We start from the raw sequence: 25,186 nt of genomic DNA on the forward strand, positions 1-25,186 counted from the left end.
CAACCACTTCAGACACAGGAGCCTTGGAATGCCCATTCCCTCCCCGAGAACCTCAATGCACCGCCTGATCGCAGGAACATGCCTCACGCTCGCTGCCACTTGCGTCAGCGCGGAGACCACCGGTCCGTCATTTGACTGCGCAAAAGCCGGCTCACAAACCGAAGACCTGATCTGCAATGACACGGCATTGGCCGTACTCGACCGCCGGATGGCCCTGCGTTATGCCGCAGCACTGAAGGCGGCGGGCAACATACAGGGCGGTACCGAAAACGCGTTGAATACATTGCGCGCGATGCAGCGCGGCTGGATCAAGGGGCGTGATGACTGCTGGAAAGCCGACGATCTGCGCAATTGTGTCGAGGCGGCCTATCTGACCCGCGAAGGTGAACTCGTCACCGCATGGATGCTCGAAACACCCCTCGCGACCGCCACTTATATCTGCGACGATAACCCTGCCAATGAGGTCACAACCTACTTTTTCGACACGGAATTGCCCAGTATCCGCTTGGAATACGGGGACAGCATCGCCTCGGGCTCTCTTGTCCCTGCGGCCTCGGGCAGCAAATACGCCATCGACTTTGGTGGTATATTCTGGACCAAAGGCGACAGCGCAGAATTTGAATGGCGCGCAGGCGAGCCGATGTCCTGCACAGCCACCACGGGCTAGCAAACCAGTCATGCGCACAAATGACGCCCAGCACAGGTCAGCCCCACATCGGTGAACCAAGGTGCGCCTTGGCTTGGCGTGATTTAGACCTGCGCTGTGTGCTCACGACGTCAAAACCAAAAAACGCAGGAAGTTTTCCATGTCAGATTTCGTAATACCAGTGCCACCAACCGCCTGTGTCCCCGTGGCAAGCGGGGGCATGTTCCCGGTCCGGCGCGTCTATTGCATCGGGCGCAACTATGCCGCTCACGCCGTGGAAATGGGCCATGACCCGGACCGCGAGGCACCCTTCTTTTTCCAGAAAAACCCCGATGATCTGAATTCATCCGGATCATTCCCCTACCCTGCGCAAAGCAGCGACGTGCACCATGAGGCCGAAGTTGCCGTATTCCTGAAATCGGGCGGCACCAACATCAGCCCCGACGACGCGCTGGATCACGTTTACGGCTATGCGCTGTGCCTCGACATGACCCGCCGCGATTTGCAGGGCATCGCAAAAAAGGCAGGGCGTCCGTGGGAGATCGGCAAGGCCTTTCATGCCTCGGCACCGGTCGGGCCAGTCCACAGGGTGGCGGAGGTTGGCCACCTTGATCAGGGCAGGATCACCCTGCATCTGAACGGCGCTCTCAAACAGGAGGGTGATCTGAACCAGATGATCTGGAAAGTGCCGGAAATGATCTCCTACCTGTCCGTATACTACACGCTTGCGCCCGGTGATGTGATCTTGTCTGGCACACCCGCGGGCGTGGGGCCGGTTCAAAAAGGCGACGCCATGACGATCGCGGTCGAGGGTTTGGGCGCGATGGCGGTCACCGTCACCTGACCTGCAAGAAAGTAACCGGACGCCAGGATTTTGCGGCCCACCCGTGCGGAGGACGCGAAAAGTGACGCAAGGATAGACTCGCCTTTCAAGGTCTTTCGTCGTCTATTTCCTATCGTGCGCAGAAAAACATGCGCGTCTCACAGGGAGAGGATTAAATGAAACATCTTGCGATACTGGGTGCGGCGGCACTTTTGGCCACCCCGGCACAGGCATCACCGCTCACAGATCAGTTCACCAGCTTTTCCGTCCTCGGCGACAGCCTGTCGGATATCGGGAACACCGAACGGCTTTTGGGGATTCTGGCGCCGCCGTCACCGCCATCGGCAACCCCGCCGACCAATGCAGAGATCAATTTCGCCAGACTGCGCGCGCCGGGCGTATTTTCAGACGGTCCGACCTGGGCTGCCGGTTTGACGAATGAGTTTCGCAACAACGGGAAAACCGGCGTCAACCTGTCTTTCGCAGGGGCGCAGGCCGCAGATAACGGGGATCCTGTCCCTGATTTGCTGGCACAGATTTTCGCCCCTGCAATCTATCCGCTGCCGGTCACACCCCCGGTCTCTACCTATGCGGATGGGCTGGGCGGGTTGCTGAATTTGCCAACAGCACCAGGCACGCCGCCAACGCTCAATTCTGCGCGTAACCTTGGCGGCACCCCCTTGGTCAGCGTTTTTATCGGCGGCAATGACTTTCTGAATGCGGCAAACAGCATTGACAGCACCGCACCTGATTTCACGGCACTGCAAACCGCGTTGGGCGGCGCATTGGCGACCGTGCAAGGGGTACTGCAGGCCTTGGCGGGCGCCGGGGTGCGGGATTTCGTCGTCATGAACCTGCCGGACTTTGGCCTGATCCCAAGGTTCCAGAACGAAGCACCCGCCTTTCAGGCCCAGCTTTCAGCGATCGCAGCCGGATATAACACGCAACTCTCCGCCTTCTTGCAGGGCAACAACCTCTTTGGCGCGACTGTGACCGAGGTAGATGTCTTTGACGCCCTGAGCGATCAGGCTTTGCTGGCGTCTCGCGGCATCACGGACACGCAAAACGCCTGTGTTCAAACCGTCTCAACGACGGCACCCTCCTGTGCAGGCTTCTTGTTTTTTGATGACATTCACCCGACGGCTGAAGGTCACGCGCTGATCAATGACATCACACGCGCTGCACTTGATGAGACCTATCAATTGCAACCCGTCCCGCTGCCGGCCTCCGCGCTGTTGCTGCTGTCTGCTGTTGGCGGCACATTGGTCTTGCGCCGTCGCAAACAAAACAGCTGAAACGTCAAAGCGCCGGGGGTGACCTCCGGCGCATTGCGATCATGCGTTGCAGCCATCCAGCCCGATACGCGCAACCGCATCCGCGCCAAAAGTGGCCTCGGTCACGCCCGCAAGATGGCTGATTGCAACCTTCGCCCCTTCGATTTCAGCGCCGGATACGGTAATTTCCCGCGTTCCAACCGTGTCATCCACGTCAATCGTAAACGCAACCTCAGCGCCGGATGCAAAATCAGCGATGGGCAGCGCAATGCTGTTGTCACCATCCCCGACCTCCGGCACGTCGCGCAGCAATTCGCGCCCGACCACAAGCTCAAGGGGTTGAAACACCTGCACACCCGCACCGCGTTCCGTCACATCAAAGATCAGACCGGCTGCAGATGCGCCCAGATCAATTGTGATCGTAATATCACGCAGCGGGCAATCCCCTGCGTTTACGATGGTAAAACGATCCTTGGGCGCCCCCTCGTCAAACGCGACGATGATATCCGCGCACGCCGCACCGGACATCAAAACGGCCCATGTCAGCCCTGCCATAATCTTCATTTTCACTCTCCTGTCTTTCCATCCAGAGCATAGTGCGAAACTGCGGTTTGCATAGGAAACCCGCGCAGATCAAATTTATCTTGACCGAAGAACACTATTGAATTTAGCGTTCACAGCAGCACTGTACACAAATGTCCAGTAGTCGCTTTTGATACGAACCGAAAGGCCACAGTATGAAATCACATTACCGCGTTGTCGTGATCGGCGGGGGCGTTGTCGGCGCATCCGTTCTGTACCATCTGGCCAAGATGGGCTGGAGCGATGTCTGTCTAATTGAACGTTCCGTGCTGACAGCCGGGTCAAGCTGGCACGCCGCAGGTGGATTTCATGCTCTGAATGCGGACCCGAACATCGCCCAGCTTCAGTCCTATACGATTGACCTGTTTGACGATATTCAGGAAGAAAGCGGTCAAAACATCGGGCTGCACAGAACCGGCGGCCTGACCATGGCAGGCACCCCGGATCGCTGGGAATGGCTGCAATCTGCGTATCGCACATTTCAGTCCATCGGTATTCACGACTGCCGCCTCGTCACCGTCGAAGAAGCGCTTGCGCTTAATCCGATCATGTCCGGTGACGGGCTGCTGGGGGGCATGTGGGCCGACCGTGAAGGATACATCGACACCACCGGCACGGTGCACGCCTATGCCGGGGCGGCCAAGAAACGCGGTGCCACCGTGATCGAACACAACCGTGTGCTGGAACTGAACCAGACCCTGCAGGGGTGGGAGGTTGTCACCGAAAAGGGCACGATAAACTGCGAGCATGTGGTCAATGCGGCGGGTCTCTGGGCCAAGCAGGTGGGGCGTATGGCTGGCGTGGAATTGCCAGTCTCGCCGCTCAATCACCACTATCTGATCTCGGACACGATCCCACAGCTCGAAGAACTGGATTTCGAGGTGCCCATGACGGTTGACCTCGAAGGGTTCACCTATCTGCGGCAGGATCAGAAAGGCGTGCTGCTGGGCATCTACGAGGTCAATCACCAGCACTGGATGATGGACGGTGCCCCTTGGGAATACGGGTTTGAATTGCAGCAGGAAGACCCTGACCGCATTGAAAATGAACTGACCATGGGGTTTGAGCGCTACCCCTGCCTGCAGGAGGTGGGCGTCAAGACATGGGTGAACGGCGCGTTCACCTTCTCGCCGGATGGCAACCCGCTGGTGGGACCTGTGCCGGGCAAGCGCGGCTATTGGTCGGCCTGCGCGGTGATGGCCGGGTTCCTGCAGGGCGGCGGCGTTGGCAAATCGCTGGCCGAATGGATGATCAACGGCACACCTGAGGCGGATGTCTATGGGATGGATGTGGCCCGCTATGGCATTTGGGCCGAAAACAAGCAGTACATCAAGGAAACGACGGGCCAGTTTTACACCCGCCGCTTTGTGATGACCTATCCCAACGAACAACTGCCCGCGGGCCGTCCGTTGAAAACCGCCGGTGCCTATGCAGATATGAGTGCTGCGGGCTGCCAGTGGGGCCAAAGCTGGGACCTTGAGGTACCGCTTTATTTCGCGGCACCGGGTTTTGTCGAAGCGCCCTCGCTGAAACGCTCAAACGCACACAGCATCGTGGCGGATGAATGTCACGCGGTGCGCAACGGCGTGGGTCTGCTGGATATCTCCGGGTTTTCGCGTTTTGAGGTCTCGGGCCCCAACGCAGAAAAGTGGCTCAATCACATCATGGCGTCCAAACTGCCCGCACCGGGCCGCGCCAAGCTGGCGCCGATGCTGGCCGAGGATGGGCGGCTCAAGGGCGACCTGACGGTGTTCAACTGGGGCGATGGCACGTGGTGGATCATGGGCAGCTATTATCTACGGACATGGCACATGCGCTGGTTTGACGATCATATGATGGAGGGCGTCACCCTGCGCGATCTCGGTGAGGAAATGGCAGGCTTCTCGCTGGCCGGGCCTGCATCGCTGAATGTCATCGAGAAACTGACCGACGGCCCCATCGCAGACCTGAAATTCATGGGCTGTGGCAGCTTTGATATCGGGCTGTTGCGCTGCAAGGTCGGACGGCTGTCTGTCGCGGGCGAGCGGGGGTATGAGGTTCACTGCCGCGCGGGTGATCACGCGGTGCTGCGCCGTATCCTGCTGCAGGCAGGCGCGGACGCGGGCATCCGGGAATACGGGTTCAATGCGCTCCTGAGCCTAAGGTTGGAAAAGAGTTTCGGCATCTGGAATGCGGAGTTCACCCAAGGCTACACCCCCAGCATGACCGGGATGGACCGCTGGATCGATTGGGACAAGGATTTCGTGGGCAAATCAGCCGCGATTACTGAACGCGATGGAAACGGCCCGGCACAAACACTGGTCACAATGGAAATCGACGCAGACGGTGCCGACGCCAGCGGATTTGAACCCATTTGGTCCGACGGCGTCCAAGTGGGTTTTGTCACCTCAGGCGGCTTTGGTCATACGGTCGGCAAATCGCTCGCCATGGCGCTGGTGGACCCGGCCCACAGCCGCGCAGGCAAAGAGGTCAGCGTGCATGTAGTGGGTGTGGAACGGCAGGCGCGGATCATCGCCGCATCGCCCTATGATCCGGACGGCAAGGCCATGCGCGGATGACATTACGCGAAAACACCGGGCGCAGACGGACCCGCCGTGGTGGCGGGCCCAAGGCGGCACCAGAGCGCAACGTGAATTACCGCAATCTGCGCAACCCCTTTCCCCCGATGGAGGTTTTTTCCAGCGATCAGATCGCGGCCATGCATGAAACATCCCTGCGCACGCTGGAAGAGCTTGGCATGAAAGTGCTGCTGCCCGAAGCGGTTGAGGTGTTCCGCAAGGGCGGTGCGCGCGTGGTGGACCAGATGGTCTATATCGGGCGCGATATGATTGACGCAGCCCTTGCAACCGCGCCCAAATCCATCACCGGGCGTGCTGGCGCGCGCGACAGGGACATCCTGCTGGAACTTGGCAGTCTGGTGTTCCAACCCGGCGCAGGTGCCCCTCATGCCACGGATCTTGCCCGTGGGCGTCGGCCCGGATCAGCACGGGATTTTCGGGAATATACGACGCTGTGCCACCACTTTGATGTCTTCCAGATGATGTCGCCTTCGGTGGAGCCACAAGATGTGCCGACCCACCTGCGCCATTTCTTCACGACCGAAACGCAACTTACGCTGACCGACAAATTCCCCTTTGTTTTTGCACGTGGCACACCGCAAGCGATGGATTGTTTTGAAATGCTGCGCGACTTTCGGGGTGTGACGGATGACGGTTTTGCAGCGGCACCGCATTGCTACACGATCATCAACACCAACAGTCCGCGCACGCTCGACATTCCGATGGCGCAGGGGTTAATCGATTTCGCCAGAAACGGCCAACTTTCCATAGTCACGCCCTTCACGCTGATGGGCGCCATGGCCCCGATCACCGTCGCCGGCGCGATTACGCTCAGCCATGCCGAAGCGCTGGCCGCGATCACGCTGACACAACTGGTCAAACCCGGCGCGCCGGTCTGCTATGGGACATTCACGTCCAATGTGGACATGAAATCGGGTGCACCGGCGTTTGGTACGTCAGCCCATTTTCAGGCCTCGCTGGCGGCGGGTCAACTGGCGCGCTTTACGGGTCTGCCGTGGCGCAGTGCGGCGGGCTCTGCGTCTAACGTGAACGACGTGCAGGCGGCCAATGAAAACCAGATGGGCCTCTGGGGCTGTCTGATGGGTGGGGCCACGGTGATCATCCACGCCGCGGGCTGGCTCGAAGGGGGTTTGAGCGTATCTTACGAAAAAATAATAACAGATGTGGAAGTGCTGAACATGATTGCCGAACTTTGTGCGGGCAAGCAGGCTGGCGTGGATGAAATCGGTTTTGACACAGCGCTGAGCGCGGTAGAACCCAGCGGTCACTTCTTTGCCGCGCCGCAAACGATGGCGCGCTACAACACCGAGTTTTACCAACCCATCGTGCATGATTACGCAAATTTCGGCACATGGACGGAACGCGGGGCGCAGGATGCCAACCAGCGCGCCACCAAAGTGTGGCAGGATATTCTGGCCGCAGACGCACGGCCATCGGTGGATGGTGAGCGATTGGAAACGCTGCAAAATTTCATCGCCAAACGCACTGCCGAAGGCGGCGCACCACCTGAAAGCTAACCCATGACTGAGCGTTCAGACCCCAGAATGCACCGCGACACCTCCGACACTGAACCCATGGTCGGCAATGTCAAAGTGACCCGCGATGACTGGCTGAACATGGCCATGGCAGCCCTGATCCGTGATGGGGTCGAAGGCGTGAAGATCCAGGCCATGGGGGCAGCACTTGGCGTGTCCCGCTCAAGCTTCTATTGGTACTTCAAGTCACGTCAGGACCTGCTCGATGCGCTGCTGGACCATTGGCGGAAAACGAATACAGCCGCTTTGGTCCGTATGGCCGAGCGACCCGCGCAGACAATCACCGAAGCGGTTGGGAATGTCTTTCGCTGCGTGATCAATCCCGCGCTATTTGACACGCGGCTGGATTTTGCCATGCGCGACTGGGCACGCCGGTCGCGAGATGTGCGCGCTGTTCTGGCGGCATCAGATGCGCAGCGTCTGGCCGCCCTGAAGGCGATGTTCGAAAAGTTCGGATACCCGCCCCTCGAGGCTACGGCCCGCGCGCGCATCCTGTATTACATGCAGATCGGATACGATGACGCAAAATTGAACGAACCGATGGAGACCCGGAATAAACTGATGCCCGCCTATCTGGTCGGCTTTACCGGAAAGACGCCATCGGCCCGCGAGGTCGCTGATTTGCGGGACTATGCCAACGCTTTGGAACGCGCAGACCGCTCTGTTGACGGTTCGACTTAACACAGTTTTTTGCGCGCGCCCGCGCAGGTTCGCCCCTTGGAGGGGTGCAATTTCGAACTAACTGGTTTAGCTGTGACAAGATCGTTTTTACAGGGCTTCCCCATGACCCACCCCTTTTCCTTATCTTCTTTTGCATGCGCGTTATTTGCCGCGCTCTGCCTGAATTTCCCGGCCACGGCCGTTGCGCAGGGCGGACCTGCCGCCGTCGGTGTCGAAACCGTCGAGATCAAAACCATCGCTGACACCGTCCCTCTCTTTGCAGAGGTGGTGACAGTGCGCGAGGGTACGATTGCAAGCCGGATCGCTGGTACCGTTGACGAAATTATGGTGCTGGAAGGGACGGCGGTCGGTCAGGGCGAGATGCTGGCGACGTTGGACACCGAGCTTTTGGATATTCTGGCCCGTCAGGCGCAGGCGCGACTGTCAGAAGCGCGTGCAGGCATCGTGATTGCGGAAACCCGCGTTAACCGCGCGGCCAATGCCTTGGCGCGGATTGAGGGGTTACGCAACACGGCGTCTTTCTCCACCAGCCGCTTTGATGATGCGCAAAGCGATCTGTTCGAGGCCAACGGGCTGCTCGCCGAAGCACAGGCGCGCGTCCAGACCGCCGAGGCAAATCTGGCAGAAACCCGCTATCAACTGGACCGCGCGCGGATCACCGCCCCCTATGCCGGCATCGTGCTGGAGGTGCAGATCAACCCCGGTGAGTTTATCGCATCAGGCTCTGCCGTCGTGACCCTGCTGGATGTTCTGTCGATGGAAATCGAGGCCAGCGTACCATCAAAATATGTCAGCGTCCTGCAACCCGGACAAACGGTTGCCGGATACACCGAGACGGGCGTGTCACTGGAATTGAACGTGCGCGTGTTGCTGCCCGTTGAGGATACGGCCACGCGGACCCGTCCGGTGCGGTTTACATCGTCTGATCTGGCCTCTCTGGACCGTTTGGCCATCGGCCAGTCCATCACAATCAACATCCCGATCAGCGCCCCGCGCGAGGTTCTGTCGGTGCCCAAGGACGCCTTGGTGCAGGCCCGCGGCGGCTGGACCGTTTTTGTGGCGGCGGATGGAACGGCGCAACCGCGCACCGTGCAGATCGGTGTCGCACTGGGGGATCGCTTTGAGGTGCTGGATGGGTTGACCGAGGGCGACATCGTTGTAACGCGCGGCAATGAACGGCTGCGCCCCGGACAGGAAATCACGCCGATGACCGGCAGCGAGAAAGGCTAGCCCATGGATCTGATCCGCTACGCAATTGATCGCCCGATTGCCGTGATGGCCGCCGTCATCATGGCCGTTCTGTTTGGCACCATCGCCGTCAGTCGCATCCCGATCCAGCTCGCACCGGATGTGCGAAAGCCCATCGTGGTGATTGAAACGCAGTGGCCCGGCGCGGCCCCCTCCGAGATTGAGCGCGAGATCGTCAACCCGCAGGAAGAGGCGCTCAGGGGCCTCGAAGGGCTGGATATCATGACCTCCCGCTCGCGCACTGGCGAGGCCGAGATCACACTCGAATTCGGTGTCGGCACAGACATGGTGCAATCGCTCTTGCTGGTGTCAAACCGGTTGGACCGTGTCGGTGATTATCCCGATGAGGCCAGCGAACCGACACTGGATACATCCGGCGCAGATGACAGCCCCATCGCGTGGATCTTGTTGACAGCGCAAGAGGGCAACACCCGCGAAATGCCCACCTATGGCGATTTCGTCGAAGACGTCATTCAGGACCGGATCGAACGGATCGAGGGCGTCTCGGCGGTCAATGTTTTTGGCGGTGTCACCCGCGAGTTGCAGGTCGTGGTGGACCCGCGCAGGTTGTCGCGCTTTGACCTCACCGTGCCAGAAGTCGTGCGTGTTCTGCGGGACGAAAACATTTCCCTCTCCGCAGGCGACGTCGAAGAAGGCAAGCGCCGCTATGTGGTGCGTGCCGAGGGCAACCTCAACACCGTTGAGGCCATCAAATCGGTCGTGCTGCGCTCTGACATCGGTACGGGCGGGTCAGGCCGCGTGCGGGTGGCAGATGTGGCCGACGTCAGTTTTGCCTTTGAAGAAGCCAACTCGCGACTGCGCTTTCGCGGCGAACCGGGGCTGGCGTTCAATATCGTCCGTGAACCCGGCGCGAATGTCATCGAAACCATGGCCGAGGTCAAAGAGGTTCTGGCCGAACTTTCGGCAGGTCCGGTGGCAGAGGCCGGGCTCAACATGCGGCAGGCCTACGACGAAACGGTCTATATCAACGGGGCCATTGATCTGGTGACGCAGAACATCTGGATCGGCGGGGCGCTCGCCGCCGCCGTGCTGATGGCGTTTTTGCGCAGCCCGCGCGCCACGCTCGTTGTGTCCCTGGCGATCCCCGTCAGCATCGTGTCCACATTTGTCGCGATGGCCGCCACCGGGCGCACGCTCAACGTTATCTCGCTCGCCGGGATTGCCTTTGCGGTGGGCATGATTGTGGATGCCGCGATTGTGGTGCTCGAAAACATCTACCGATTGCGGGAAGAAGGCAAATCAAGGCGCGAGGCCGCCTATCTCGGCGCGAAACAGGTCTGGGGCGCGATACTTGTCTCAGCGCTGACCACCGTTCTGGTCTTTGTCCCCATCCTCATCATGCAGCTTGAGGCGGGCCAGTTGTTCCGCGACATTGCTGTCGCCATCTCGGTGTCGGTTCTCCTGTCGCTTGTGGTCGCGGTCACGGTGATTCCGGCACTGGCCAGCAAACTGCTGTCAAAAGGCGATCAGAAAAAGATCAACATCTGGGGGCTTGATCACCTTGCGCACGGATTCCATGGGCTGGTCATGTCCTATGTGCGGCTGACGGTGCGGTTCCGCGCTCTGGGGCTGTTCATGGTGGCGCTGATCGCAGGGGGTGCTGCGGTGGCAACGATCACCTTTCTGCCGCGGCTTGAGTATCTGCCAGAGGGCAACCGCAACCTTGTCTTTGGTCTCATTATCCCGCCGCCCGGCTATAACCTTGATACGACGCAGACCATTGCCGAGCGGATCGAAACAGTCGCCCGGCCCCTTTGGGAAGCCGCACCCGAGACACGCACCGAAGACGGCACGCCCACGATTGACAACTTCTTTTTCGTAGCGCGCCCGGGGGCAAGCTTCGTCGGCGCATCCGCAGTGGATGGCACGCAGGCGGGAGCATTGATCCCTGTCTTGTCGCAACCGATATTTGCCGAACCCGGCACCTTTGGCTTCATGACGCAGCCGTCACTCTTTGGCCGGGGTGTCGGCGGGGGGCGCACGATTGAGCTGAACATCTCCGGTCAGGACCTCAACGATATTCTGGCCGTTGCAGGCCGCGCCGCAGGCACGATTTCGCAACTCCTGCCGCGTTCTGAGGGGCACCAGTTCCGCCCAAGGCCGGGTCTGGAACTCGGCGCGCCAGAGGTGCGTCTGGTGCCGGACCGGTTGCGTCTCGCAGATGCCGGGCTCACGTCGTCCGATCTTGCCGTGACGGTGGACGCTTTTAACGACGGACTGCGCGTCGCTGAAATAACCGTGGGCGCAGAACGGGTTAATCTGATGCTGAAGGGCGATCCGGGATTGCAGGTCGGGCAGCGCACGCAGGACATCGGGAATTATCCTGTCGTCACCCCCTCCGGTCAGATCATTCCGGTGTCGGCCCTTGCCGATGTGGTCGTCACCGCAGGCCCGACGGAAATACGCCACCGGGATCGGTTGCGCACCGTCACGCTTGAGGTCAGACCCTCCGACGCGCTGGCGCTGGAAGAGGCCGTTGAACTGTTACAGTCAGAGGTCATCGACGTTCTGGAAGAAAGCGGCCTGCCAAATGGTGTGCGGATGAGCGTGTCCGGCACCGCAGATCAGCTTAGCCAGACGTGGGAGGCTATCCAGATCAACCTTGCCGTGGCCTTGATCATCGTGTTCCTCGTCATGGCGATCCTTTTCGAAAGCTTCGTGCTGCCGCTGGTCATCATGATCTCGGTGCCTGTGGCCGCTGCGGGTGGTGTTGGCGGTCTGGCCTTGCTCAATACCTTCCAGACGCAACCGCTGGATACGCTGACCCTGCTGGGGTTCATCATTCTGGTCGGGATCGTCGTCAACAACGCCATTCTGATCGTGCATCAGACGCTGTTTCACCTGCGTGAAGAAGGCATGTCTCCGATTGACGCCATTGAAGAGGCAACGCGCAATCGCATCCGCCCGATCTTCATGTCCACCCTGACGTCCGTGTGTGGGATGCTGCCGCTGGTCGTCTTCCCCGGCGAAGGCTCTGAACTTTATCGTGGCCTCGGCGCGGTGGTGGTGGGCGGTCTGTCCATGTCGGCGTTTTTGACCCTGCTGACCGTGCCGCCCCTGCTCAGGCTGTGCGTGCGCGCAACGGTCGAGGACGAAGAGACATTGGCGCTGCGCACCCCGGCGCAGTGATCATTTACGCCACCGGGTCGGCACGATGATCAGCGCCCCGACGGAGGACGCAATCGCGTTGATGCCGGGGCTGCGAAAGCCGATCCCGAACATCAGCGTTACGAAATACATCACGAAGGCACCGCCAATGCAGATGATGATGCTCTGCACATAGCCGTTGTGCGTAAACCCAGACCTTTCGGAAAAGAACCCCACAAGGCCCGCGATCACAACCGTACCAATCAACGTCGGGAACATCAGTTTCTTCCTTTAAACAGGGTGCCGTCTTCAATTGCGCTGCCGTTCAGAAAATCAGCCGCACTCTGCGCCGCTTTGCCCGCCCGCTGCACCTGCGTGAGTTCCACCGCCCCTGTGCCACAGACCACCCGCAGCGGGTTCAGCCGGACCGTGCCCGGCACCCCCGACGCCTCAGAAATGCGCGACCCGAGCAGTTTGACGCGCGTGTCGCCCAGCAAGGTCCAGGCACCGGGGAACGGCGACAGCCCACGGATCAGCCGATCCACGTCTTCGGCAGGTTGCTCCCAATCCACCTGCGCCTCCGCCTTGTCGATCTTGGCTGCATAGATCACACTGTCTTCCGTCTGAGGCACTGCCTCAAGCTGATCGAGCCGCGCCAGCGTGTCGACAATACAAACCGCGCCCAGGGCACTTAGCCGGTCATGCAACTGCGCTGTTGTCTCCTCAGGCCCTATATCGACAGTTTCACGTGCAAGCACGGGGCCGGTATCAAGACCTGCCTCCATCTGCATGATGCACACGCCGGTTTGCGCATCCCCCGCCATGATGGCGCGGTGGATCGGCGCAGCCCCCCGCCAGCGCGGCAATAAACTGGCGTGAATGTTCAGACAGCCGCGCGTGGGCGCATACAGAATGGCCTGCGGCAGGATCAGCCCATAAGCCACGACCACTGCAACCTCGGCTTCCAGCCCCGCGAAATCCGCCAGCGCTTCTTCGCTGCGCAGCGACACCGGGTGGCGCACCGGGAGCCCAAGCGCCTCTGCCCGCGCCTGAACAGGCGAGGGTCGGTCTTTCTTGCCCCGTCCCGCCGGGCGTGGCGGCTGGCTATAGACACAGGCGATCTCATGTCCTGCCGCCACCAGTGCTTCAAGCACAGGGACCGAAAAATCAGGTGTTCCCATGAAAACCAAACGCATCTTATCCTCCAGAGGGCACTAGCCGTTCAGTTTACGCGCCTTGCGCAGCAGCATATCGCGTTTCACCTTGCTGAGATTGTCGAAATACATTTTTCCCTGCAAATGGTCGATCTGATGCTGCACGCTCGTCGCCTCAAGCCCGACAAAATCGCGCCGCACATAGGTGCCGGTTTCATCCATGAAACGCACGGTCACGCCGCGCGGACGTCGGACTTTGGCAAACACACCGGGTAAATTCGGGCTCGCCTCTTCATGATCATTCATGATGGCAGACGCCTCGATAATCTCCGGATTGGCGAGACGAATGCGCCGGTCGCGCGAGTCTGATGCATCCACGACGGCCAGCCGCAACATCACGCCGATCTGCGGGGCCGCCAAGCCCACCCCCGGCATGGCATCCATCGTATCGATCATATCATCCCAGATGCCCAGCACGTCCGGCGTGATCTCCGGTACATCAGCGGCAGCCGTGCGCAGCCGCGCGTCTGGCCATTGAAGGTAAGCGCGCACGCTCATGTGCGGGCCAGTTCCCGTTTCAGCTTGACCATCTTGCGGGTGATCATCTGCCGCTTCAACGGCCTGAGGTAGTCAATAAACAGCTTGCCGTCCAAATGGTCGATCTCGTGCTGGGCGCATGTTGCCCACAGCCCGGTAAAGACTTCTGTCTGCTCCGCACCGTCACGATCCATCCAGCGCAGCTCCACATCTGCCGGGCGGGTCACATCTGCAAACTGCTCGGGGATCGACAGGCACCCTTCCTCATAGACATTCGTCTCATCAGAGGTCGCAATCACCTCGGGGTTGAACATGACGATCGGGCGCGGCGTTTCCCCCGGTTCTTTCACGCAGTCCATCACAAAGACGCGCTGCAAGATACCCACCTGTGGGGCGGCAAGCCCGATGCCCGGCGCATCATACATCGTCTCAAGCATGTCATCGCCAAGCTGGCGCAATTCATCGCTGATATCAGCGACAGGCGCCGCTATTTTCTTGAGCCGCGGATCCGGGTGCAGGATGATACTTCGTTTCATATTTTTCATTTAGGTCAAGCGCCCGCGCTGTGCAACTGATCTCAGGCTTGCGCTTGCCTCGTTTCCCGCTAGCTTGCGCCCGAAGCACACACAGGAGCACATCATGTCATTCAACGATCCCATCGAACGTCGCGGCACGCACAGCAGCAAATGGGACATGATGGAAAAGCTCTATGACGTGCCGCAGCAAGACGGCATCGCCATGTGGACCGCAGACAGCGACTACGCCACCGCCCCTTGCGTGATCGACGCTTTGCGCCGCGCGGCGGATCACGGTGTCTTTGGCTATATGCCGATCCATGATGACTATCTGAATGCCATTCAGTGGTGGATGAAAACGCGCCACAACTGGGACATCGACACCTCATGGGCGCTGACCTCGCAAGGGTTGGGCAATGCCATCGCGCTGTGCCTTGACCTCTGGACGGACCCCGGCGCGCGGGTGGTGATTTTCACGCCCGTCTATCACGAATTTCAGATCAAGATCGAAAAAGCGGGCCGCGAGGCGGTGACCTGTCCGCTCAAACACACAGGTGACAGCTATGTGCTTGACCTTGAGGACGCACAATCGCGCCTTGATGGCTCTGAACAGATGCTGATCTGGTGCTCACCGCAAAACCCATCGGGCCGGGTCTGGACAACAGACGAGTTGCGCGGGATTGCGGAGTTTGCCGCGCGAAACGACCTGATCCTTGTGTCCGATGAAATACACCATGATCTGGTATTCCCCGACCACACCTTTGTGCCCATGCACATCGCCGCCCCCGAGGTCGAGGATCGCCTGATCGTCCTCACGGCGGCCTCCAAGACCTTCAACATTGCAGGCCAGCGCACCGGCAACATGATCATCCCGGATGCGAAACTGCGTAAAGAAATGCAGCACCGGCTCAATACGCTCGACTACAAACCCGCAGCACTGAGCCTGCAAATGATCACTGCCGCCTATTCGCCCGAAGGCGCCAAATGGGCCGATGCGCAGATCCGGCACCTCGATCAGAACCGCAAGACCTTTGATGCGGCAATTGCAACGATCCCCGGCGTCACCTCCATGCCGCTGCAGGCGACATATCTGGCTTGGGTTGATTTCTCAGGGACCGGGATGAGCTATGATGAGATATCACAGCGCGTCAGGAAATCCGCCCGTATCGCGCCAAGCGCCGGGCCCGATTTCGGTCCGGGCGGGGAGACATTCCTGCGGTTTAATCTCGCCACGCAGCACCACAGGGTCGAAGAGGCCTGCGCCCGCTTGAAAGACGCCTTCAGCGATCTGCAATAGGAATCAGCGGGCGTCTGCGATCAAACCGGCAGGTGTGTGTTCCGGAACTTCAAAATCCAGCGCCGGCGTTCCGCGGACCGCCGTTGCCCGCTTGAATTCATACTGCCGCTCACCCGCTTCCGCCTCACTGGTCACAACCAGGCAGCGGAACAGATGGATGCTGCCATCATAAAGATCGACCATCCCACGCATGTCAGGCGCATCAGCCTCCATCGCAAAACCGGTTTTCCACATGCGCAAAACAGTTTGTTTCTTCCCATCCACACAGACGCGCAGACGCGAGGATTTTTTCATGCCCTCTACTCTGGCCTGATCCAGACCAGATTGAATTTCCTTGGAAAATACCGCTTCCATTTCTACGCAACTCCTTCTTCCCCTGCCACAAGGAGTGCCCGAAGTCTGGTAAATTGCAAGTTAAGTTTTTATGTCACTGGCCAAGGCTGTGCAACAATGCACCGATCCTGCGCGAACCGGATTATGGGTCTCCTTGAATCAATGGCTTACGATAGAGCTGATCGAAAAGGAGAGGTGACATGGGTCTTTTGATTGACGGCGTTTGGCATGACCAATGGTATGATACCAAATCCACGGGCGGGTCCTTTAAACGCCAGGACGCGAAGTTTCGCAACTGGATCACCCATGACGGTAGTGCCGGGCCATCTGGCACAGGCGGCTTCACCCCTGATTCGGGCCGCTATCATCTCTATATCAGCCATGCCTGCCCCTGGGCGCACCGCACCATGATCTTTCGCACGCTCAAAGGTCTTGTGGATCACATCACCATCTCCGCCGTTCATCCCGACATGCTGGGCGAAGGCTGGACTTTTGAAGCCGATGACAAGGGTGCCACCGGCGACACCCTCTACAACAGCGCTTTTGCACGCGACATCTACACCCGCGCCGATCCCAGGTTTACTGGCCGCGTCACCGTGCCGATCCTCTGGGACAAACAGCGCGAAACCATCGTCTCGAACGAAAGCTCCGAGATCATCCGCATGTTCAATTCGGCCTTCAACGGGCTGACCGGAAACTGCGATGACTATTGGCCCGAACCCCTGCGCGACGCCATCGCCCCGGTGAACGAGCGCATCTACGACACCTTCAACAACGGTGTGTACAAGGCGGGCTTCGCCACGACTCAACAGGCCTATGATGCGGCGATTGTCCCCCTGTTCGACACCCTCGACTGGCTCGAAAAGCGCCTGTCACACAACCGATACCTCATGGGCGACCAGCTGACAGAGGCAGATTGGCGGCTGTTTACCACGCTGGTGCGCTTTGATCCGGTGTATCATCTGCATTTCAAATGTAACCGCAAGCGCATCGTGGATTATCCAAACCTGTGGGGATACACCCGCGATCTCTATCAGACGCCCGGCGTTGCGAACACGGTCAACTTCGACCATATCGTGCGCCACTACCACTACAGCCACGAAACGATCAATCCCAACCGGATCATCCCGATCAACCCGGTTCTGGATTTCCACAGCCGCCACGGCCGCGTCTAACCCCGTCGCACCCGGCTGTGCGCAGACGGTACTGCTGGGCAAACAGAAAATGTCATGCGCCGCAGGCGCGCCTTTGGATCACGCCATGCCGTGTGGTGCCGCATCTTCAGCGGGGCCGTAGTGTTCGACAATGGCGGCAAGGTCTTCCGGTGGTGTCGCGCTTTGCACAAAAGCGCAGGCATTCGGCGCGAATGAGAATATCGACCCGTCCGAAAAGAAGGACGTGTTGGTCACAAAGACAACCCGTGCTTCCGGCAACCGGTAGCTCGCATAATCTGCCACCGCCAGTGCCGACCCCTCGGCCAGCACAAGATCGAGAATGATAATATCAGTCTGGTGTTCACTCAGATGCGCAATAGCATCGGTTTCACCACCCGCACAACAGACGTCCATCCCCATCCGCTGGAGATGCCTCTGCCAGATCTTAGCCAGGCCATTCTCGCTTTCAACGATCAGGACTTTCATGCAGCCTCCATTCTGGCGCGATACAACAACACATCTTTGAAATAATAAACAATTGGTGTGCCTCAAAGATTAAGAAACGGTTAAGAGTTTAGCTTAAATGTTAACCGTTTCCGTCAGACTTGAATAACCGGCTGAAATCCGCTTTGAGCAACACCAATAACGCGAAAATACGCCGAAATTCTACGTATAGGACCTGTTCTTGACAACAATACGACGTGATCATGGCGGTGGTATCGACGCAGCCCGCAGACGCTTTGGTGGCAGCCGAATCGGCTGGATTGACCTGTCGACGGGTATCAATCCGGTCGCTTATCCCACACTCCCGGTTGCGCAAAACTGCTGGACAGCCCTGCCCGACCAGATGGCCTCCGATCGCCTGCTGGAGGCCGCACGTGCCCTGTGGCGCGTGCCCTCGGACGCCGCGATCATTGCAGCCCCCGGCGCTTCCGCCCTCATTGCGCAGATACCCGGTCTCGCCACTCCCGGCGCGGTCTGCATCCCCATCCCCACCTATAACGAGCACGCAGCCGCCTTTGACGCGCATCGCTGGTCCGTCGGCACGGACGCGGACGCCGCCGCTCAGGTCGTCGTGCATCCCAACAATCCCGATGGGCGCTTTTGGCGCGACGACATGCTGCCCGCCCCCAAGGCCACCCTCACCATCATCGACGAAAGTTTTTGCGACGTGGCACCCGAAAAATCGCTGATCCACCTCGCCACGCGCCCCGGCACAATCGTCCTGAAAAGCTTTGGCAAATTCTGGGGGCTGGCGGGCCTGCGGCTGGGGTTTGCCATCGGTGATCCCGCACTGATAGCCACGCTGCAATCCCGGCAGGGACCCTGGGCCGTGGCAGGTCCGGCCCTCGACATCGGAACCCGCGCGCTTTCCGATACCGCATGGGCCGACGCGACAAGAACACGCCTGACGCAGGACAGCGCCCGGTTGGATGCCCTGATGCAAAACGCCGATGCGCAACTGATCGGGGGCACATCCCTGTTCCGCCTGTACCGCGTTTGCGATGCCGCCCGCTGGCAGGAGCGGCTGGCGGAACATCACATCTGGACCCGTGTTTTTCCCTATAACAAGGAATGGCTACGTCTGGGTTTACCGCATTCCGTCCAATGGGAACGCTTGGAAAACGCATTGGCATGACGCTGGCGATGGTTCTGCTCTGTGCGTTGCTGCTGGACGCGGTCCTTGGGGAACCCAAGTGGCTCTGGTCCCGCCTGCCCCATCCGGCCGTGCTCATGGGCAGGCTGATCGGCTGGCTGGACAGAACCTTCAACACCGGCCCGGCACAGCGCGCAAAAGGAACGGTCTGCCTGATTTTTGCGGTTGGCTGCGCTGTGATCACGGGCTTTGCCCTGTCTGCCCTCGGCACCCTTGCCGAAGGGATCATCGCCGCCATTCTGCTCGCGCAGCGCTCTTTGAGCGATCACGTCGCGGCAGTTGCCAAGGGCCTGCGGCGCTCTCTGCCCGAGGGTCGCGCGGCTGTTGCGATGATCGTCAGCCGCGATACATCCGACATGGACCCGTCGCAAACCGCGCGTGCCGCCATCGAAAGTGCTGCGGAAAACATGTCGGACGGCGTGATCGCCCCCGCCTTCTGGTTTCTCATCGGCGGGCTGCCCGCGATGCTGGCCTATAAGATGATCAATACCGCCGACAGCATGATCGGCTATCGCACGGCGCGCCATCACGCCTTCGGATGGGCCGCCGCACGCACTGACGATCTGGTCAACATCCTGCCCGCGCGGCTCACCGCTCTGCTGATCGCGACCGCTGCATGGCAATGGGACGGGGCTGCGATCCGTGCCGATGCCAGATTGCATAAATCCCCGAACGCCGGCTGGCCGGAGGCCGCGATGGCCCGTGCCCTTGGCATCGCGCTGGCCGGTCCGCGCGCCTATGACGGCGCGCTACAGGACTTCCCATGGGTGAACGGCACAGGGCGCAAAGTGCTGACCGCGGATGATATCGACGCGAGCCTGGCAATTTTGTGGAAAGCATGGGGCATGATGTTTACCCTTTGCGTGGTACTTGCCATCCTGCCGTAGAACAGTCCGGAGTTTCCGATGCGCTTAAAAACACTTGCCTTCGTCTTTTGCTTTGCCCTCTCCCCTTTGCCGCTTCTCGCAGCCTGCGGGGGCAGCTTTGATAACTTCGTGCAAAATATGAAGGCCGAAGCGGTCAGCAAGGGACATGCCCCCGCAAGCGTTGATCGCTTTTTCTCAGGTATCCAACAAAGTCAAAGCGTGCTGCGCGCGGATCGGGATCAGGGCATGTTTCAACGCCCCTTTCTGGATTTCTCCCGCAATCTGATCTCGGATGCGCGGCTGTCCAAAGGTCAGCGTCTGGGCCGCGAATATGACGCTGTTTTTGACAGCGTTGATCGCCGCTACGGTGTCTCACGGGGTGTTTTGCTGGCCTTCTGGGCCTTTGAAACCGCCTACGGAACCTATCAGGGCGATTTCAACACGGCCAACGCGCTCGTCACGCTGGCCCATGACTGCCGCAGGCCGGATCTCTTCCGCCCGCAGGTGTTTGCCGCGCTCGAGCTGTATGAGATGGGCGATTTCGACCCCAGAACCACGACCGGCGCATGGGCCGGTGAAATCGGCATGGTACAAATGCTACCCCGCGACATCCTTGAAAACGGTCAGGACGCGGATGGCGATGGGCATGTGCGCCTCAAAACCTCTGCGCCCGATGCGCTGATGTCCGGGGCGGCGATGCTGGCTGATTTCGGCTGGCGCAAGGGCGAACCGTGGCTGCAAGAGGTGCGCCTGCCCGACAATTTCGACTGGTCCCAAACCGGCGTACATGTGACCAAACCGGTCAGTACATGGGCCGATATGGGCGTGACAGCCCGCAGCGGGAACCTGTTTCGTGGCGCAACCGCGTCGCTGATCCTGCCGCAGGGCCACAAGGGCCCCGCCTTCATCACATATCCGAACTTCAATATTTATTTCGACTGGAATCAAAGCTTTACCTATGTCGTGACCGCCGCCTATTTCGCAACCCTGATCGAAGGCGCGCCGAAAATGGACCGCGGCGCACCGGACAAGGGATTGAACGCAGAGCAGATGAAAGCCCTGCAATCCAAGCTACAGGCGCGCGGTCATGATGTGGGAAAAGTGGATGGCATCCTTGGCGCGCGCACCCGCATTGCGGTGCAACTTGAACAGCAACGGTTGGGCCTGCCCGCAGACGCATGGCCGACCCCTGCCTTGCTCGGCAAGCTCTGAGGGCGAAGCATTTACCGCTTTTTAGGCGTTGAACCCTAATTTGCGTGATGAAACATACATTCAGGTTGTTTTTTCTTTAAACCCCGCAAGGCCCGCTGCCTTGTGGGGTTATTTTTTTGCCGCAGGGCGCACCGGAAAGCGCAAGCCCTTTTCAGTCAGCAGGATGATCCGTGCGCCACTTTGCACGTAGCGATCACATCGCGAAAATCCATTGCGATAGATGATGCAAACCGTACCATCCTCTTCGATTTCATAGCGACCGAAAGCGGATTCGCCTGAGGCATAGGTATAGGAATACGCCCCGCCGACGGAGTATTTCGACTGCCCGTCGTCATAAAAGACAAGGGTTTGCCCTGCCGTCAGCGCATCCACTTCCTGCCGGTCCAGAATGCGGTCCGTCTCGTTCAGCGCCCATTCGGCAGCAAGCGTGGGCAAGGCAACAAGTCCAAAAAACAGGCAAAGCAGAGTTCTCATCCGCCCACCATAGACCACTCGGGGAAAACTGCGTGACACGAATGAGTGATCAGGCAACCAGCGTTTCTGCCTTTTTCAGATCAACCGAAACAAGCTGGCTGACCCCTTGTTCCGCCATCGTCACCCCAAACAGCCGATCCATGCGCGCCATGGTGACCGCATGGTGGGTGATGATCAGAAACCGGGTGTCGGTCTGACGGCACATCTCATCCAGCAAGTCGCAAAACCGCGTCACATTTGCGTCATCCAGCGGCGCATCCACTTCGTCCAACACGCAGATCGGCGCCGGGTTGGCCAGAAACACCGCAAAAATCAACGCCATCGCGGTCAGCGTCTGCTCTCCGCCGGACAGCAGGCTCAGCGTCGACAGTTTCTTACCCGGCGGCTGGCACATGATCTCAAGCCCGGCCTCAAGCGGATCATCGCTTTCCACCATGACAAGGTTGGCTTCACCCCCGCCAAACAGATGCGTGAACAGCAGCGAGAAATTGGAATTGACCTGCTCGAAAGCAGTCAAAAGCCGCTCGCGCCCTTCGCGGTTGAGGCTTGCGATGCCACCGCGCAAGGTCCGGATCGCCTCTTCGAGGTCGTTTTTCTCCTGCACCAGCGTGTCATGCTCGACCTGCACTTCCTTGGCGTCTTCTTCCGCGCGCAGGTTCACAGCCCCCAACGCATCCCGCTGACGCTTGAGCCGGTTGACATCCGCCTCAAGCGCTTCGGCGCGGGGCATGTCATCAGGCGTCACATCCAGCTGCTGCAGCAATTGGTTCGGCGTCAGTTGCGCGTCATCCGCGATGCGCTCCGCTGCGATCGCAACGGTCTCCTTTGCCGCATCGCTGCGCGCCTCGGCTCTGGCACGCTCCTCGCGGGCCTCAGACGCCAGACGCTCGGCCTCACGCTCGGCCATCGTGCTGTCCCGCAGGGCCGCTTCCGCCACGGACAGCTTGTCGCTGGCCTGCGCTTTGCGCGCTTCTGCCACACTGATCGCCTCGCTGAGCTCCGCGCGTTTGGCGGCGATCTCGTCCGGTGCCGCACTGGCCTCTTTCAGCTCCGCCTCGGCAGTGGCCTTGCGCTCGATCAGTTCGGCATTGCGTTTCTCCGCCGTCTCAAGACGGTGCCGCCAGCCGCTGATCTCTTTGGTCACTTCCTGCGCGCGCTTGGTCCGGGCCTCCCCCTCGCGGCGCAACTCATCATGCGCGGACCGGCGCGACATCATCGTGATGCGCGAGGCCTCAACCGCGGTGCGAATGGCCTCGACCCGGTCGCGCGCTTCGGCCAGATCACCCAGTTCCGCCAACGCCGTTTCCGCTTCTTTCAAACGGGTCCGCGCGCCCATCGCCTCTTCTTCGTGCCGCGACACCGCCAGACCCAGCGATTCAAGCCGCCCTTCCGCCAGATTGCGATCCGCTTCGGCCCGGCTCAGGGCGCGCCCTGCATCGGCCACCGCACGGTCCGCCGCGCGCCGCGCCTCGCGCGCTTGCGCATCCGCACGGCTCAACTCTTCCAACTGGAGTTTCAGCGCATCATGCGCAGCCCGCGCCCCACCTGCGCGTTGCGTGGCCTGCTCAAGCGTCTGTTTCAATTCCTCAAGCCGGTTCAACTGCTGCAAGCGCAGCGCTGCTGCGGATGGCGCGTCCTCAGCCCAGGCCCGATAGCCATCCCAGCGCCACAAATCCCCCTCGGTGGACACCAGCCGCTGCCCCGGCTTCAAGGCTGCTTGCAAACGTGGGGCATCTTCGGGCTCAATCAACCCGATCTGGCTCATCCGACGATCCAACACATCCGGCACCGAGACATGCAGCGTCAGTGGCGTCACCCCCTCCGGCAGGGGCTGGGGCGCAGGATAGGCCGGCAACACCGACCAGCCCGAGGGGCCGTCCACCTCAACCTGCGGCGCGCGCAAATCATCGGCAAGGGCTGCGCCCAAAGCCTTTTCAAACCCATGCCCGACCTGCAAGCGGTCCAGAATTTGCCCACCTTCGGCAGTATCGCGCTCCAACAGCTTAGCGAGGGCACCAACCTCGGCCCGCAGCGCGTTCAACTCGCCCTCTGCCTCAGATCTCTGCGCGCGCGCCTCCGCTTCTAGCGCCTGCGTGTCCGCGCGCGCTTCTTCGGCGTCAATCAATGCCTTATCCGCCGCCGCCGCCTGCGTCACCGCCGCCGCTTCGGCCTCCTGCGCAACCGAAAAATCACCGCCCGCCTTTGTTAGCGCCTGCGTTGAGGCGGCAACGGCCTCGCGGGCCTTGGTGGCCTCGCTCTCGGCTTTCTCTTTGGTCTTGCGGCTGTCTTCCAACAACCGCTGGGCCGAACCATGACGCGCCGCAAGGCGGGCCACATCCTCGGTCTGTTCAGACATTTCGCCCTCGCGCGTCTGTAAAACAGCCGCCGCTTCCCGGGCCGCTTCCGCTGCCGCCGCCAAGGCCTCATCGTGGCCTTCAGCGGCCTTTTCCAACTCCTGCGCTTCCCACTCAAGCCGCGCGATGGTTTCCCCCGCATCCCGGTTCAACCCGCCTTCGCGCTCGATGTCCCGGCTCAACTGTGCGATGCGGCCATTCAACGTCTCGATCAACGACTGCGCGCGCGCGTCCTGATCCGCCAGCGTGTCCCGCTGCACGGCCAGGCGTTGCACGACCGCACCCGCAATCGCTTCTTCTTCGCGCAGGGGCGGCAGGGCTTCATCCGCTGCCGTGCGCGCCTTGGCCGCCTGCCTGACCGCACCCTCCGCCTGCGCCGCGGCCATGACCTGCGCACGCAACGCATCCTCAGCCGAAGCGCGGGCATCGTCTGCCTCGCGCCAGCGCCGATAAAGCAACATCCCCTCGGCACGGCGCAGGTCATTGCCGATCTCACGATAGCGCGCCGCCTGACGCGCCTGACGGGCCAGTTGCGCCAATTGCGCCGCCAATTGCTCGATCACATCATCAACGCGGGCGAGATTCGTTTCCGCGCCCTTCAACTTCAGTTCCGCCTCGTGACGGCGTTGATAGAGGCCCGAAATCCCCGCCGCTTCTTCGAGGATGCGCCGGCGGCTTTTGGGTTTGGCATTGATCAACTCGGCAATCTGACCCTGACGGACCAGCGCAGGCGAATGCGCCCCCGTCGATGCATCCGCAAAGAGCATTTGCACATCGCGCGCGCGCACATCCCGCGCCCCGACCTTATAGGCGCTGCCCACATCTCGGGTGATCCTGCGGACAATCTCTAGCACGTCATCATCATTGAAACCCGCCGGGGCAAGCCGGTCCGAGTTATCAATCTGCAAGACAACTTCGGCAAAATTCCGCGCGGGCCGTGTTGCTGCCCCGGCAAAAATCACGTCCTCCATCCCGCCGCCACGCATGGCAGTGGGGCGGTTTTCACCCATGACCCAGCGCAGCGCTTCCAGCAGGTTCGACTTACCGCAACCATTCGGCCCAACCACACCGGTTAACCCGTCAGCGATCACCAGATCGGTCGGATCCACAAAGCTTTTAAAGCCGGTCAGCCTGAGTTTTGAAAAGCGCACCGCTAT

At 60.3% G+C, this 25,186-nt stretch carries 22 protein-coding genes; 13 read left to right on the forward strand and 9 right to left on the reverse strand.

The window, feature by feature from the left end:
• The first annotated feature begins 28 nt into the window (after positions 1–28).
• The 3 genes from RLO149_RS16700 to RLO149_RS16710 all read left to right on the forward strand — a co-directional run bounded on the left by RLO149_RS16700 (position 29) and on the right by RLO149_RS16710 (position 2,764).
• Positions 29–667: an MliC family protein gene (locus RLO149_RS16700; protein WP_013963272.1), complete on the forward strand. Its 639-nt coding sequence runs from the start codon at positions 29–31 to the stop codon at positions 665–667.
• 139 nt (positions 668–806) lie between these two features.
• Positions 807–1,490, forward strand: a complete 684-nt coding sequence (locus RLO149_RS16705; protein WP_013963273.1) for a fumarylacetoacetate hydrolase family protein — start codon at positions 807–809, stop codon at positions 1,488–1,490.
• 155 nt (positions 1,491–1,645) lie between these two features.
• Positions 1,646–2,764, forward strand: coding sequence for an SGNH/GDSL hydrolase family protein (locus RLO149_RS16710; protein ID WP_013963274.1), 1,119 nt, complete (start codon positions 1,646–1,648; stop codon positions 2,762–2,764).
• A gap of 39 nt (positions 2,765–2,803) precedes the next feature.
• Here the strand turns inward: RLO149_RS16710 and RLO149_RS16715 are convergent, their stop codons facing one another.
• Positions 2,804–3,307, reverse strand: coding sequence for a hypothetical protein (locus RLO149_RS16715; RefSeq protein WP_013963275.1), 504 nt, complete (start codon positions 3,305–3,307; stop codon positions 2,804–2,806).
• Between the two features lie 173 nt (positions 3,308–3,480).
• On the opposite strand from RLO149_RS16715, the gene RLO149_RS16720 reads away from it, so the two are divergent.
• The 5 genes from RLO149_RS16720 to RLO149_RS16740 all read left to right on the forward strand — a co-directional run bounded on the left by RLO149_RS16720 (position 3,481) and on the right by RLO149_RS16740 (position 12,518).
• Positions 3,481–5,883 (forward strand): GcvT family protein, encoded by a 2,403-nt coding sequence (locus tag RLO149_RS16720; protein ID WP_013963276.1) that lies wholly within the window; start codon positions 3,481–3,483, stop codon positions 5,881–5,883.
• A complete protein-coding gene (locus tag RLO149_RS16725; protein ID WP_013963277.1) occupies positions 5,880–7,421 on the forward strand; it encodes a trimethylamine methyltransferase family protein in 1,542 nt (513 codons plus the stop codon). The genes RLO149_RS16720 and RLO149_RS16725 overlap by 4 nt, the downstream gene beginning before the upstream one ends.
• A 3-nt stretch (positions 7,422–7,424) precedes the next feature.
• Positions 7,425–8,120: a TetR/AcrR family transcriptional regulator gene (locus RLO149_RS16730; RefSeq protein WP_013963278.1), complete on the forward strand. Its 696-nt coding sequence runs from the start codon at positions 7,425–7,427 to the stop codon at positions 8,118–8,120.
• Positions 8,121–8,222: 102 nt separating this feature from the next.
• Positions 8,223–9,350: an efflux RND transporter periplasmic adaptor subunit gene (locus RLO149_RS16735; RefSeq protein WP_013963279.1), complete on the forward strand. Its 1,128-nt coding sequence runs from the start codon at positions 8,223–8,225 to the stop codon at positions 9,348–9,350.
• A 3-nt stretch (positions 9,351–9,353) separates the two neighbouring features.
• The gene (locus RLO149_RS16740; protein ID WP_013963280.1) at positions 9,354–12,518 is read left to right on the forward strand and encodes an efflux RND transporter permease subunit; all 3,165 of its coding nucleotides are present in this window, start codon (positions 9,354–9,356) and stop codon (positions 12,516–12,518) included.
• Here RLO149_RS16740 and RLO149_RS16745 read toward each other — a convergent pair whose 3' ends face one another.
• The 4 genes from RLO149_RS16745 to def (RLO149_RS16760) are packed head-to-tail and all read right to left on the reverse strand — an operon-like array spanning position 12,519 to position 14,703.
• Complete coding sequence (locus RLO149_RS16745; RefSeq protein WP_013963281.1) at positions 12,519–12,755, reverse strand: hypothetical protein; 237 nt, start codon at positions 12,753–12,755, stop codon at positions 12,519–12,521. It abuts the gene before it with no gap.
• The gene (gene fmt / locus RLO149_RS16750) at positions 12,755–13,672 is read right to left on the reverse strand and encodes a methionyl-tRNA formyltransferase (RefSeq protein ID WP_013963282.1); all 918 of its coding nucleotides are present in this window, start codon (positions 13,670–13,672) and stop codon (positions 12,755–12,757) included. Before fmt ends, RLO149_RS16745 begins: the two co-directional genes overlap by 1 nt.
• An 18-nt stretch (positions 13,673–13,690) precedes the next feature.
• Positions 13,691–14,188: a peptide deformylase gene (def, locus tag RLO149_RS16755; protein WP_013963283.1), complete on the reverse strand. Its 498-nt coding sequence runs from the start codon at positions 14,186–14,188 to the stop codon at positions 13,691–13,693.
• Positions 14,185–14,703, reverse strand: a complete 519-nt coding sequence (gene def, locus RLO149_RS16760; protein ID WP_044025402.1) for a peptide deformylase — start codon at positions 14,701–14,703, stop codon at positions 14,185–14,187. Before def (RLO149_RS16760) ends, def (RLO149_RS16755) begins: the two co-directional genes overlap by 4 nt.
• Positions 14,704–14,806: 103 nt before the next feature.
• Here def (RLO149_RS16760) and RLO149_RS16765 point away from each other — a divergent pair, with 103 nt between their 5' ends.
• Positions 14,807–15,979 carry a MalY/PatB family protein gene (locus tag RLO149_RS16765; protein ID WP_013963285.1) on the forward strand — a complete coding sequence of 391 codons (1,173 nt, stop codon included), beginning with the start codon at positions 14,807–14,809 and terminating at the stop codon, positions 15,977–15,979.
• A gap of 3 nt (positions 15,980–15,982) precedes the next feature.
• Here the strand turns inward: RLO149_RS16765 and RLO149_RS16770 are convergent, their stop codons facing one another.
• Positions 15,983–16,333: a hypothetical protein gene (locus RLO149_RS16770; RefSeq protein WP_013963286.1), complete on the reverse strand. Its 351-nt coding sequence runs from the start codon at positions 16,331–16,333 to the stop codon at positions 15,983–15,985.
• Positions 16,334–16,512: 179 nt separating this feature from the next.
• Between RLO149_RS16770 and RLO149_RS16775 the strand changes: the two genes are divergently transcribed.
• Positions 16,513–17,487 (forward strand): glutathione S-transferase family protein, encoded by a 975-nt coding sequence (locus tag RLO149_RS16775; protein WP_013963287.1) that lies wholly within the window; start codon positions 16,513–16,515, stop codon positions 17,485–17,487.
• 78 nt (positions 17,488–17,565) lie between these two features.
• Here RLO149_RS16775 and RLO149_RS16780 read toward each other — a convergent pair whose 3' ends face one another.
• Positions 17,566–17,952, reverse strand: a complete 387-nt coding sequence (locus RLO149_RS16780) for a response regulator transcription factor (RefSeq protein WP_013963288.1) — start codon at positions 17,950–17,952, stop codon at positions 17,566–17,568.
• A 199-nt stretch (positions 17,953–18,151) separates the two neighbouring features.
• On the opposite strand from RLO149_RS16780, the gene cobD reads away from it, so the two are divergent.
• From cobD to RLO149_RS16795, 3 genes are read left to right on the forward strand one after another with little or no spacing between them, the layout of a single operon-like run.
• Positions 18,152–19,105 carry a threonine-phosphate decarboxylase CobD gene (gene cobD / locus RLO149_RS16785; protein ID WP_013963289.1) on the forward strand — a complete coding sequence of 318 codons (954 nt, stop codon included), beginning with the start codon at positions 18,152–18,154 and terminating at the stop codon, positions 19,103–19,105.
• Positions 19,102–20,010, forward strand: a complete 909-nt coding sequence (gene cbiB, locus RLO149_RS16790) for an adenosylcobinamide-phosphate synthase CbiB (protein ID WP_044025403.1) — start codon at positions 19,102–19,104, stop codon at positions 20,008–20,010. Before cobD ends, cbiB begins: the two co-directional genes overlap by 4 nt.
• Positions 20,011–20,028: 18 nt before the next feature.
• The gene (locus RLO149_RS16795) at positions 20,029–21,201 is read left to right on the forward strand and encodes a lytic murein transglycosylase (RefSeq protein ID WP_013963291.1); all 1,173 of its coding nucleotides are present in this window, start codon (positions 20,029–20,031) and stop codon (positions 21,199–21,201) included.
• A gap of 108 nt (positions 21,202–21,309) precedes the next feature.
• On the opposite strand, the gene RLO149_RS16800 is transcribed toward RLO149_RS16795, so the two are convergent.
• Positions 21,310–21,675, reverse strand: coding sequence for a hypothetical protein (locus tag RLO149_RS16800; RefSeq protein WP_013963292.1), 366 nt, complete (start codon positions 21,673–21,675; stop codon positions 21,310–21,312).
• 49 nt (positions 21,676–21,724) lie between these two features.
• Complete coding sequence (locus RLO149_RS16805) at positions 21,725–25,180, reverse strand: chromosome segregation SMC family protein (protein ID WP_013963293.1); 3,456 nt, start codon at positions 25,178–25,180, stop codon at positions 21,725–21,727.
• Between the last annotated feature and the right edge of the window lie 6 nt (positions 25,181–25,186).

The sequence above is a fragment of the Roseobacter litoralis Och 149 genome (genome assembly GCF_000154785.2).
GTDB classification, from domain to species: domain Bacteria; phylum Pseudomonadota; class Alphaproteobacteria; order Rhodobacterales; family Rhodobacteraceae; genus Roseobacter; species Roseobacter litoralis.

Excerpts from the sequence above, each read along its gene's own strand:
- RLO149_RS16700 (WP_013963272.1), top strand. The coding sequence starts at position 29 with ATGCCCATTCCCTCCCCGAGAACCTCAATGCACCGCCTGATCGCAGGA.
- RLO149_RS16705 (WP_013963273.1), top strand. The coding sequence starts at position 807 with ATGTCAGATTTCGTAATACCAGTGCCACCAACCGCCTGTGTCCCCGTG.
- RLO149_RS16710 (WP_013963274.1), top strand. The coding sequence starts at position 1,646 with ATGAAACATCTTGCGATACTGGGTGCGGCGGCACTTTTGGCCACCCCG.
- RLO149_RS16715 (WP_013963275.1), bottom strand. The coding sequence starts at position 3,307 with ATGAAGATTATGGCAGGGCTGACATGGGCCGTTTTGATGTCCGGTGCG.
- RLO149_RS16720 (WP_013963276.1), top strand. The coding sequence starts at position 3,481 with ATGAAATCACATTACCGCGTTGTCGTGATCGGCGGGGGCGTTGTCGGC.
- RLO149_RS16725 (WP_013963277.1), top strand. The coding sequence starts at position 5,880 with ATGACATTACGCGAAAACACCGGGCGCAGACGGACCCGCCGTGGTGGC.
- RLO149_RS16730 (WP_013963278.1), top strand. The coding sequence starts at position 7,425 with ATGACTGAGCGTTCAGACCCCAGAATGCACCGCGACACCTCCGACACT.
- RLO149_RS16735 (WP_013963279.1), top strand. The coding sequence starts at position 8,223 with ATGACCCACCCCTTTTCCTTATCTTCTTTTGCATGCGCGTTATTTGCC.
- RLO149_RS16740 (WP_013963280.1), top strand. The coding sequence starts at position 9,354 with ATGGATCTGATCCGCTACGCAATTGATCGCCCGATTGCCGTGATGGCC.
- RLO149_RS16745 (WP_013963281.1), bottom strand. The coding sequence starts at position 12,755 with ATGTTCCCGACGTTGATTGGTACGGTTGTGATCGCGGGCCTTGTGGGG.
- fmt (WP_013963282.1), bottom strand. The coding sequence starts at position 13,672 with ATGCGTTTGGTTTTCATGGGAACACCTGATTTTTCGGTCCCTGTGCTT.
- def (WP_013963283.1), bottom strand. The coding sequence starts at position 14,188 with ATGAGCGTGCGCGCTTACCTTCAATGGCCAGACGCGCGGCTGCGCACG.
- def (WP_044025402.1), bottom strand. The coding sequence starts at position 14,703 with ATGAAACGAAGTATCATCCTGCACCCGGATCCGCGGCTCAAGAAAATA.
- RLO149_RS16765 (WP_013963285.1), top strand. The coding sequence starts at position 14,807 with ATGTCATTCAACGATCCCATCGAACGTCGCGGCACGCACAGCAGCAAA.
- RLO149_RS16770 (WP_013963286.1), bottom strand. The coding sequence starts at position 16,333 with ATGGAAGCGGTATTTTCCAAGGAAATTCAATCTGGTCTGGATCAGGCC.
- RLO149_RS16775 (WP_013963287.1), top strand. The coding sequence starts at position 16,513 with ATGGGTCTTTTGATTGACGGCGTTTGGCATGACCAATGGTATGATACC.
- RLO149_RS16780 (WP_013963288.1), bottom strand. The coding sequence starts at position 17,952 with ATGAAAGTCCTGATCGTTGAAAGCGAGAATGGCCTGGCTAAGATCTGG.
- cbiB (WP_044025403.1), top strand. The coding sequence starts at position 19,102 with ATGACGCTGGCGATGGTTCTGCTCTGTGCGTTGCTGCTGGACGCGGTC.
- RLO149_RS16795 (WP_013963291.1), top strand. The coding sequence starts at position 20,029 with ATGCGCTTAAAAACACTTGCCTTCGTCTTTTGCTTTGCCCTCTCCCCT.
- RLO149_RS16800 (WP_013963292.1), bottom strand. The coding sequence starts at position 21,675 with ATGAGAACTCTGCTTTGCCTGTTTTTTGGACTTGTTGCCTTGCCCACG.